Consider the following 7319-nt stretch of genomic DNA (forward strand, 5'->3'; position numbering starts at 1 on the left):
GCATTGCCCCAGCGGGTGATTTCCTCGGGGCCGCAATCCAGATCGATCAGCGGCAGCAGCGTTACCAGCCACGAGGCCGCCGCCTGCAACATGGACACGTCGATCCGCCGCCCGCCCTGCCGGTCGGCCCCCTCGGCCAGGGCCAGCAACACATTGGCATAAACCTCGTCACCGGCCTTCAGATCCACCAGCGGGATGCCTGCCATTGTCGGCGGCCCGTCGTCAAAGCCCGTCACCTCCATATAACCCGCCATCGCCTGAGTGATCGGGTCATAGCCGGGCACCGTCGGATGGTCGGGCCCCATGGCCGAGATCCCGGCCCAGATCAGGTTCGGCTTCACCTTGCGCAACGTTTCGTAATCTATTCCAAGCTGTTCGTAACGGCCCGGAATGGTATTGCAGCAAAAGACATCGGCATCCAGTTCCCGGATCAGCCGGTGCAGGGCCGCCTGCCCCTCGGGCGATTTGAGGTTCAGCGCGATGGCCTCTTTGCCGACATTCTGGGCAAGGAAATAGGAACAGGGTTCAATCCCCGCGACAGGACTGCCGATATAACGGTTCGGATCGCCGGGATGAGGGCCGCCCGTCGCGGCCTCCAGCCTGATCACCCGCCAGCCCAGATGCGCAAAGCGCAGCGTTGCATAGGGCAGCGAAAGCGCCTGTTCCATCGAAATCACGGTCCGCTTCGTCAACTCGCCCTCCGTTTCTGGCACGCGACCCGGCGGGCCGCACGATCCGGCCATCAGCCGGGGCAGCCGCTTGTTTCAGTGGCGTTCCTGTGAAATCACTCTTGCGTATCAAGGAATCATAGTCGGATTATTGTTCGATTTCAAACAAAACATGAGGGCGCTGTGGGCAGGGACCGGAAAAGCGACGAGAAGGCAGGCCAGAGTGGGGCAGGGCAGGGCGGGATCGCGTTCGGCCCGCTGGACGGCAATGTCGGCTTTCAGCTTCGTCTGGCCAGCACAGTGATGGAACGTGCCCGCAAAAGCCAGACCGGAACAGACCTTCCGCTCGGCCATTTTCCTATTCTCTACATCATCCGCCACAACCCCGAGGCGACCCAGACCGCCATCGCCGAGGCGGTCGGCCTGCAACGGTCGTCGTTGGTGCCTGTCTTGAAAAAGCTTGAGGAAGCCGGCTGGATCAGCCGCAAGGGCGATCCGGGGGACGGTCGCGCCAACCGCGTCCGCCTGACCCCGGCAGGCGAGGCGGCCTGCGACACGCTGTTCGACGAGGTGATGGTGATCGAGGATACCGCCCGCCGCAAGCTGGGGGCCCGCAACTATCAGCGACTGGTGGAACTGCTGAAACAGTTGCGGGACAGGCTGGAGGACTAAGCCCCCGCCACCGGAACGCCCGGCTGTCCGCCGGATGTCGTCAGAACGGGCACAGGGGCGCGACGACCGGGTATGCGTAACCCTTACCGTGCTCTGCAAGCACCCGATCTGGCAGGGGTGGAAAGGGGGGTGCGGGTCGGGCAAAGCCCGACCCGCGTGCTGCCGCACAGGCCGGGCGCGCGCTTCGCGCGCGGGCGGTCTGCGGGTGGTGGGCGTAAAGCGCCCCGCCCGCCCGTCAGAGGGGCCCACCCGCGGTCGTTCGCCGGCCTTGTGTCGGGCACAGATGACAGCCGGCTTCGGCGGCGGGTGCGGCGCGGTAACGCTCTGGCGGATGCCGGGAATGGTGGTTGCCGACGGTTATTGAGTGACCGGTCAGAACCGTTCCGCGTCTTGCTGCCGCAGGCTTTGCAGGGGGTCCGGGGGGTGCAACCCCCCCGGCTATCGCGGGACGCAAATCATCCGGCAGGGCCGTCACACCTCGGCCCCCGGAAGGGAATGGCAGTGGTGTGTGGTGCCATGACCTGACGCTGTGGCTCGCGCATATTTTTGTGATCAGAACCAGCTTCGGTCAGCCATGCCCGCCGTTCCTCAGCCTTTCGGTGGCCTTGCGGTCCACCCTGATGCCCGAGGCATCCACCACAACGGAATAATCCCGTTCCGCTGCGCCGGGGGTGACTTTTCCGTCGCGAAGGTCGCGATCAATCGCGCCCAGATCGCGGGTCAGCGGGTCGCCATAACCGCCTGCTCCGGGCAGTTGCAGCCGCACGACATCGCCTGCCGCGACCATGTCCAGCCCCTTGGATTTCAGCACCTCTGCATCTTTGCTGCCGGGGTTGCGCGTGATCCTGCCGCAGCTTCCTTCCTTGCCGCCAAAGACCCCTTTCGGGGCGATCTTGTGGCGGTCGGAATAGCGGGCAAAGCTGACCGGTCCGGTCAGCAGCCGGATGTCGCGGCGCAGCGCGAGGCTGCCGCGAAACCTGCCCGCCCCGCCGGTATCGGGCACGAATTCGTAACAGTCGATGCGGATGGGAAAGCGGCTTTCCACGGCCTCGACGGGCGTATTCATGAAGCGCGGCAAATGGCTGTCCTGCCCGTCCGCGCCGTCCGCTGCCGGCCGGCCGCCATTTCCGCCGCCCTGAATGTCGGTATAGATGAACCGCTGGCCGCTTTGCGGATCGAGACCGGAAAAGCCGCAGGTCGTGATCTGGCCGTGACTGCCGCCGCAGACGCGATCCGGCACTGCCGCCGACAGAGCAAAGAACATTGCCTCGGCGATCTTGGCGGATGCGTTGGTGCGCGAGGCCACGGCAGCGGGTGGCAGGGGATCGGCGATGCTGCCCTTGCGCGTCACGACCTCGATGGGGCGGTAACAGCCGGAATTGGGCGGCGCGTGCGGGTCCACGACGGCGATCATCACATAATAGATCGCTGCATGGGTATTGGCGATGGTCGAGTTGGTGTTGCCCTCGGCCTGATCGTCGCTGCCGGTCAGATCGACAATGGCCCGGTCGCCGCTGATAGTGACCCTGACCGCCACCCGGATAGGGCGGTCGTTCACGCCGTCATCGTCGATGAAATCCTCGGCCTCGTAAACGCCATCGGGTATGTCCAGCAGGCCCTTGCGCATCCGGCGTTCGGAATAATCCAGCAGCGCGTTCCAGGCCGCCTGTACCGACACCTTGCCATAGCGGGAAAACAGCCGGTCCAGCCGCCCGGTCCCCACCATCAGCGAACTGATCTGTGCGCGGATGTCCCCCAGTGTCGTCCGGGGCAGGCGGATCTGGTTTTCGATGATGCCGACGATCTCGCGGTCCTCGGTCCCGGCTTTCATGATCTTGACCATGGGCAGGCGCAGCCCCTCAAGATAGATTTCGCGCACGCCCCCGGCGACACCGCCTGCCGCCATGCCGCCCATGTCGGAATGGTGGGTGATATTGCCGACAAAGCCGATCAGCTCGCCCTGATGAAAGGCGGGGGCGATGGCGTACAGGTCCATCACATGCTGCCCGCCCTTGTAGGGGTCGTTCATGACGATGACATCGCCGGGCGACAGGTCTTCGGGGCGATAGGTTGCGACCAGCTCTTTCATGGTGATTTCGAACCCGGCCAGCAGGCTTGGTGTGTGATGCGCCTGCGCGACGGTCTGGCCCTTCGCGTCGGTGATCACGCAAGAGATGTCCTTGATTTCGGTGATGATGGTCGAACGGCCAGTGCGCACCAGCGTATGCCCCATCTCATCGGCAATCTGCTCTGATGCATAGCGGATCACCTGCATCGCGATAAGGTCGTTCATCATGTCCCGGTTTCCCTTCCTGCGCCTTTCAGGTCGATGATCAGCCCGTGATCGGCGGCCACGCGGGCCGTGATGCCGGGCGGGATCAGCGTTGCCGAGGTTTCCTCTTCGATCATCGCGGGCCCGCTGACCCGCATCCCGCCGGTCAGCGCCTCGCGGCGGAATACCGGGGTTTCTGTCCAGCCGGTTCCGGCGAAAAAGACCTGGCGGGCACCGGTTCGGGCGACCGAGGGATCGGGGCCGGATAGCCCGGTCTCGGGAAAGATCACCGCCGGATTGATGCCTTCGGCGCTGACACGCAGGTTGACGATCTCGACGGGTTCGTCCTCGAAGAAAAAGGCATAGCGGTCGCGGTAAAGATCGCCGAACGCGGCCAGCAGCGCGGCCACCCCGCCGGGGCCAAGCCTGCCCTGGTCGGGCAGGGGCAGCAAAAGCTCGTAGGTCTGGCCCACGACTTTCAGATCGGCCAGCCGGGTTGTACGGATCGCATCCGCGCCAAAGCCCTGCCGCGCCAGTTCCTTGTGGCCCTGCGCCTCCATCGCCTTGAATCGCGCCTCCAGATCTGCGGGATCCGCCTCTTGCGCGATCACGCCGCCAAGGGCATCCACATAGTCGTGGCGCATCTCGGTTGCCAGCAGGCCCACGGCTGAAAATGTGCCGGGCAGGGGCGGAATGATTGCCTCGGCCATCTGCAATTCCTGCGCCAGTTCAACGGCATGCACACCCCCGGCCCCGCCGAAGGAAAACAGCGTAAAATCCCGCAGGTCGATGCCGCGCTGGATGGTCACGGCGGCGATGCCCCTGGTCATGTTCGCGTTCACGATGCGGATGATCCCCAATGCGGCCTCTTCGATGCTGACGCCCATGCTGTCGGCCAGCCGGCCCACGGCAAGGCGTGCGGCATCGCGATCCAGTACCATCTGGCCTGCGTTGAAATTGTCGGGGTTCAGCCGCCCCAGCACTAGGTTGGCATCCGTCACCGTCGGCTCGGTCCCGCCGCGCCCGTAACAGGCCGGCCCCGGTTCCGCCCCGGCGGAACGTGGCCCGACATTCAGCGCCCCGCCCGGATCGATCCACGCGACGGAACCTCCCCCCGCGCCGATGATATGCAGGTCGATGATCGGAATTTTCACCGGCAGTCCCTGAAAATCGCCCTCGGTCGTTACCCGCGAGGCCCCGCCCTCGATCAGACCGATATCGAACGAGGTGCCGCCCATATCGACCGAGACGATGCGGTCGCGGTCATGCAGCCGCCCATAATATGCAGCGGCCACGACTCCGCCTGCCGGGCCGGAATTGACGGTGGTGACGGCCCTTTCGCGCGCAAAACCGACCGAGGTGGACCCGCCATTCGCCTGAATGACCGACAGCCGCGCCGCGCCGATGCCCTGGGCCAGCCGGTCCTCAAGGTTTTGCAGATAGGCGCGCATGACCGGCGACAGAAAGGCGTTCATCACCGTGGTCGAGGCGCGTTCGTATTCGCGGTATTCGGGACTGATTTCCGACGAAAGGCTGACGGGCATGCCGGGCAGAGCCTGCGCCATGATCGCGGCTGCCCGCCTTTCATGGTCGGGGTTCAGATAAGAGAAAAGGAAACAGATCGCGACAGCCTCGACGCCCTCGGCGCGGAACGCCTGCGCGGCGGCCATGACCGACGCCTCGTCCAGCAGGGTGACGACCTCGCCCTGCGCATCCATCCGTTCCACCGCCTCGCGGCACAGCGCGCGGGGCACCAGCGGCGGGGGCCTGTCCACGGTGATGTCGTACAGCCCTGCCATCGGGCGCATGACGCGACCAATTTCCAGAACGTCGCGAAAGCCCTTCGTCGTCAGGAACCCGACCTTCGCGCCGGTCCTTTCGATCAGCGCATTGGTCCCGGTGGTCGATCCGTGAACGACCTCGGCCACGTTTTCCGGCGCGATCCCGGCCCTCGTGCAGACCGCAGCGATGCCGTTCATCACGCCGATGGCGCGATCTTCCGGGGTGGTCGGCACCTTGGCGGCGGCAAGACCCCGTCCCTGCATATCCGTCAGCACGGCATCAACGAAGGTGCCGCCCACATCCACAGCGACGCGTACCCTGGAAAGATCGGTCCCGCCTGCGGGGTTCGTCTGGTTCTTGCTCATGTCACGATACCTGCAATTCCGTTCCGGCCGAGTCGCCGCCAAATCCTTCGGTCCGCATCGCGCCGGTCAGATCCGAGGCGCGGGTCAGGCCCTTGCGGAGGCAAAACGCCCTTATCCCGTCGATCACATCCAGCATGGCGCGGGGATGTATGAAATTCGCCGTGCCGACCTGCACCGCGCTTGCCCCGGCCATCATGTATTCGATGGCGTCCTCTGCCGTGGCAATGCCGCCGCAGCCGATCACCGGAATCCCCGTCGCCTGCGCCACCTGCCAGCACATGCGCAGGATTACCGGCTTCAGAGCCGGGCCGGTCACGCCGCCGGTGATATTGCCAAGTGCGGGGCGGAAATTTTCGATGTCAACCGCCATGCCCAGCATACCGTTGCAGACCGTCACTGCATCGGCGCCAGCGCGTTCCGCCGCCAGCGCGATCTGCGCGATGTCGGTGACATTCGGGGTCAGCTTGGCCCAGATGGGCAGCGGCGTCGTGGCCCTGATCGCGGCAACGACCCGTGCCGTCGCATCGGGCTCCATCGAGAATGCCTTGCCGTCCTTTTCCAGATTGGGGCACGAGACGTTGATTTCCAGTGCGCGGACGCCTTCGACGCTGACCATGGCGGCAAGGCGCGCGAAATCCTCGACCGTCGGCGCGGAGATGCTGGCCACCAGCGGCGCGGTACAGTCCCGATACAGGGGCACCACCTCACGGATATAGTGCTGCGGCCCCTTGCTGGGAATGCCGATCGCCATCAGCGAGGCGTCCTTGTATTCCACCACACGCGGCGGTTTGCAGCCCTCGCGGATATGGGGAGTGAAGGTTTTCGTCACGATGGCGCCAAGGCGGTTCAGATCCAGAACCCGCGCCATCCCCTCGGCAAATGTGCCCGATCCGGGCATCACCGGATTGGACAGCCGCAGGCCGCCGATATTCACCGACATGTCTACCATGACATCACCTCCTGAATGTCGAAGACGGGGCCGTCCCAGCATACCCTGCGATAGGTCGCCTTGCCGTCCGTGCCGCGAAATTCCCGCACACAGGCAAAACACATGCCCATGCCGCAGCCCATGTTCTGTTCCAGCGCGACCTGCCCGGCGACGGCATGTTCGCGGCCCAGCCTGCGGCACAGGTCCAGCAGGCGGTTCGAACCGCAGGTCAGCAGCAAGTCGCCGCCCTCGTCGCCGATCAGCCGCCGCGCGATCCGTTCGACATGTTCGGGCGCGCTGGTGCCCTCGGTGTCGGTCACGGCGATGACATCGGCCCCGACGCTGCGCAGGTAATCCTGCGACATCAGCAGCTTGGGGCTGCGCGCGCTGAGGATCGCGGTCGTCCTGATGCCCTGCGCGCCGGCGGCTTCGGCCACAGGGGCCAGCGTCGCCAGCCCGACCCCGCGCGCAATCTGGACGATGTGCCGTCGCCCTGTCAGGCTGAACCCCTTGCCCAGAGGCCCAAGGATGCCAAGCGTATCGCCCGGTTCCAGCCGGGCCAGCGTGCGCGTGCCCTTGCCGACGATCTTGTACAGAAATTCCAGCCGCCCGTTGTCCCGGTCGATGCGGTA

Annotated in this window: 6 protein-coding genes; 1 reads left to right on the forward strand and 5 read right to left on the reverse strand. The window is 65.3% G+C overall.

Features of this window, described 5'->3' with window-relative positions:
- Positions 1-692: CoA transferase (locus ACK5L9_RS16840; RefSeq protein ID WP_416912612.1), on the reverse strand; the 692-nt coding region annotated here is incomplete at its 3' end.
- Positions 693-851: 159 nt separating this feature from the next.
- Between ACK5L9_RS16840 and ACK5L9_RS16845 the strand changes: the two genes are divergently transcribed.
- The gene (locus tag ACK5L9_RS16845) at positions 852-1340 is read left to right on the forward strand and encodes a MarR family winged helix-turn-helix transcriptional regulator (protein ID WP_416912613.1); all 489 of its coding nucleotides are present in this window, start codon (positions 852-854) and stop codon (positions 1338-1340) included.
- A 568-nt stretch (positions 1341-1908) separates the two neighbouring features.
- On the opposite strand, the gene ACK5L9_RS16850 is transcribed toward ACK5L9_RS16845, so the two are convergent.
- The 4 genes from ACK5L9_RS16850 to ACK5L9_RS16865 form a co-directional block, all read right to left on the reverse strand.
- Positions 1909-3636: a hydantoinase B/oxoprolinase family protein gene (locus tag ACK5L9_RS16850; protein WP_416912614.1), complete on the reverse strand. Its 1728-nt coding sequence runs from the start codon at positions 3634-3636 to the stop codon at positions 1909-1911.
- Entirely contained in the window at positions 3633-5759 is a 2127-nt protein-coding gene (locus ACK5L9_RS16855; RefSeq protein WP_416912615.1) for a hydantoinase/oxoprolinase family protein, read from the reverse strand. The genes ACK5L9_RS16850 and ACK5L9_RS16855 overlap by 4 nt, the downstream gene beginning before the upstream one ends.
- A 1-nt stretch (position 5760) precedes the next feature.
- The gene (locus ACK5L9_RS16860; protein ID WP_416912616.1) at positions 5761-6708 is read right to left on the reverse strand and encodes a dihydroorotate dehydrogenase; all 948 of its coding nucleotides are present in this window, start codon (positions 6706-6708) and stop codon (positions 5761-5763) included.
- On the reverse strand, positions 6702-7319 hold a 618-nt coding region (locus ACK5L9_RS16865; RefSeq protein WP_416912617.1), incomplete at its 5' end, for a dihydroorotate dehydrogenase electron transfer subunit. The genes ACK5L9_RS16865 and ACK5L9_RS16860, both read right to left, overlap by 7 nt.

Origin of the sequence: Paracoccus sp. (in: a-proteobacteria), from assembly GCF_047973135.1 — a bacterium.
In the GTDB taxonomy this organism is placed as follows: domain Bacteria; phylum Pseudomonadota; class Alphaproteobacteria; order Rhodobacterales; family Rhodobacteraceae; genus Paracoccus.

What these genes read in the sequence shown, in the direction of transcription:
- ACK5L9_RS16850 (WP_416912614.1), bottom strand. Translation starts at nt 3,636, where the DNA reads ATGATGAACGACCTTATCGCGATGCAGGTGATCCGCTATGCATCAGAG.
- ACK5L9_RS16855 (WP_416912615.1), bottom strand. Translation starts at nt 5,759, where the DNA reads ATGAGCAAGAACCAGACGAACCCCGCAGGCGGGACCGATCTTTCCAGG.
- ACK5L9_RS16860 (WP_416912616.1), bottom strand. Translation starts at nt 6,708, where the DNA reads ATGGTAGACATGTCGGTGAATATCGGCGGCCTGCGGCTGTCCAATCCG.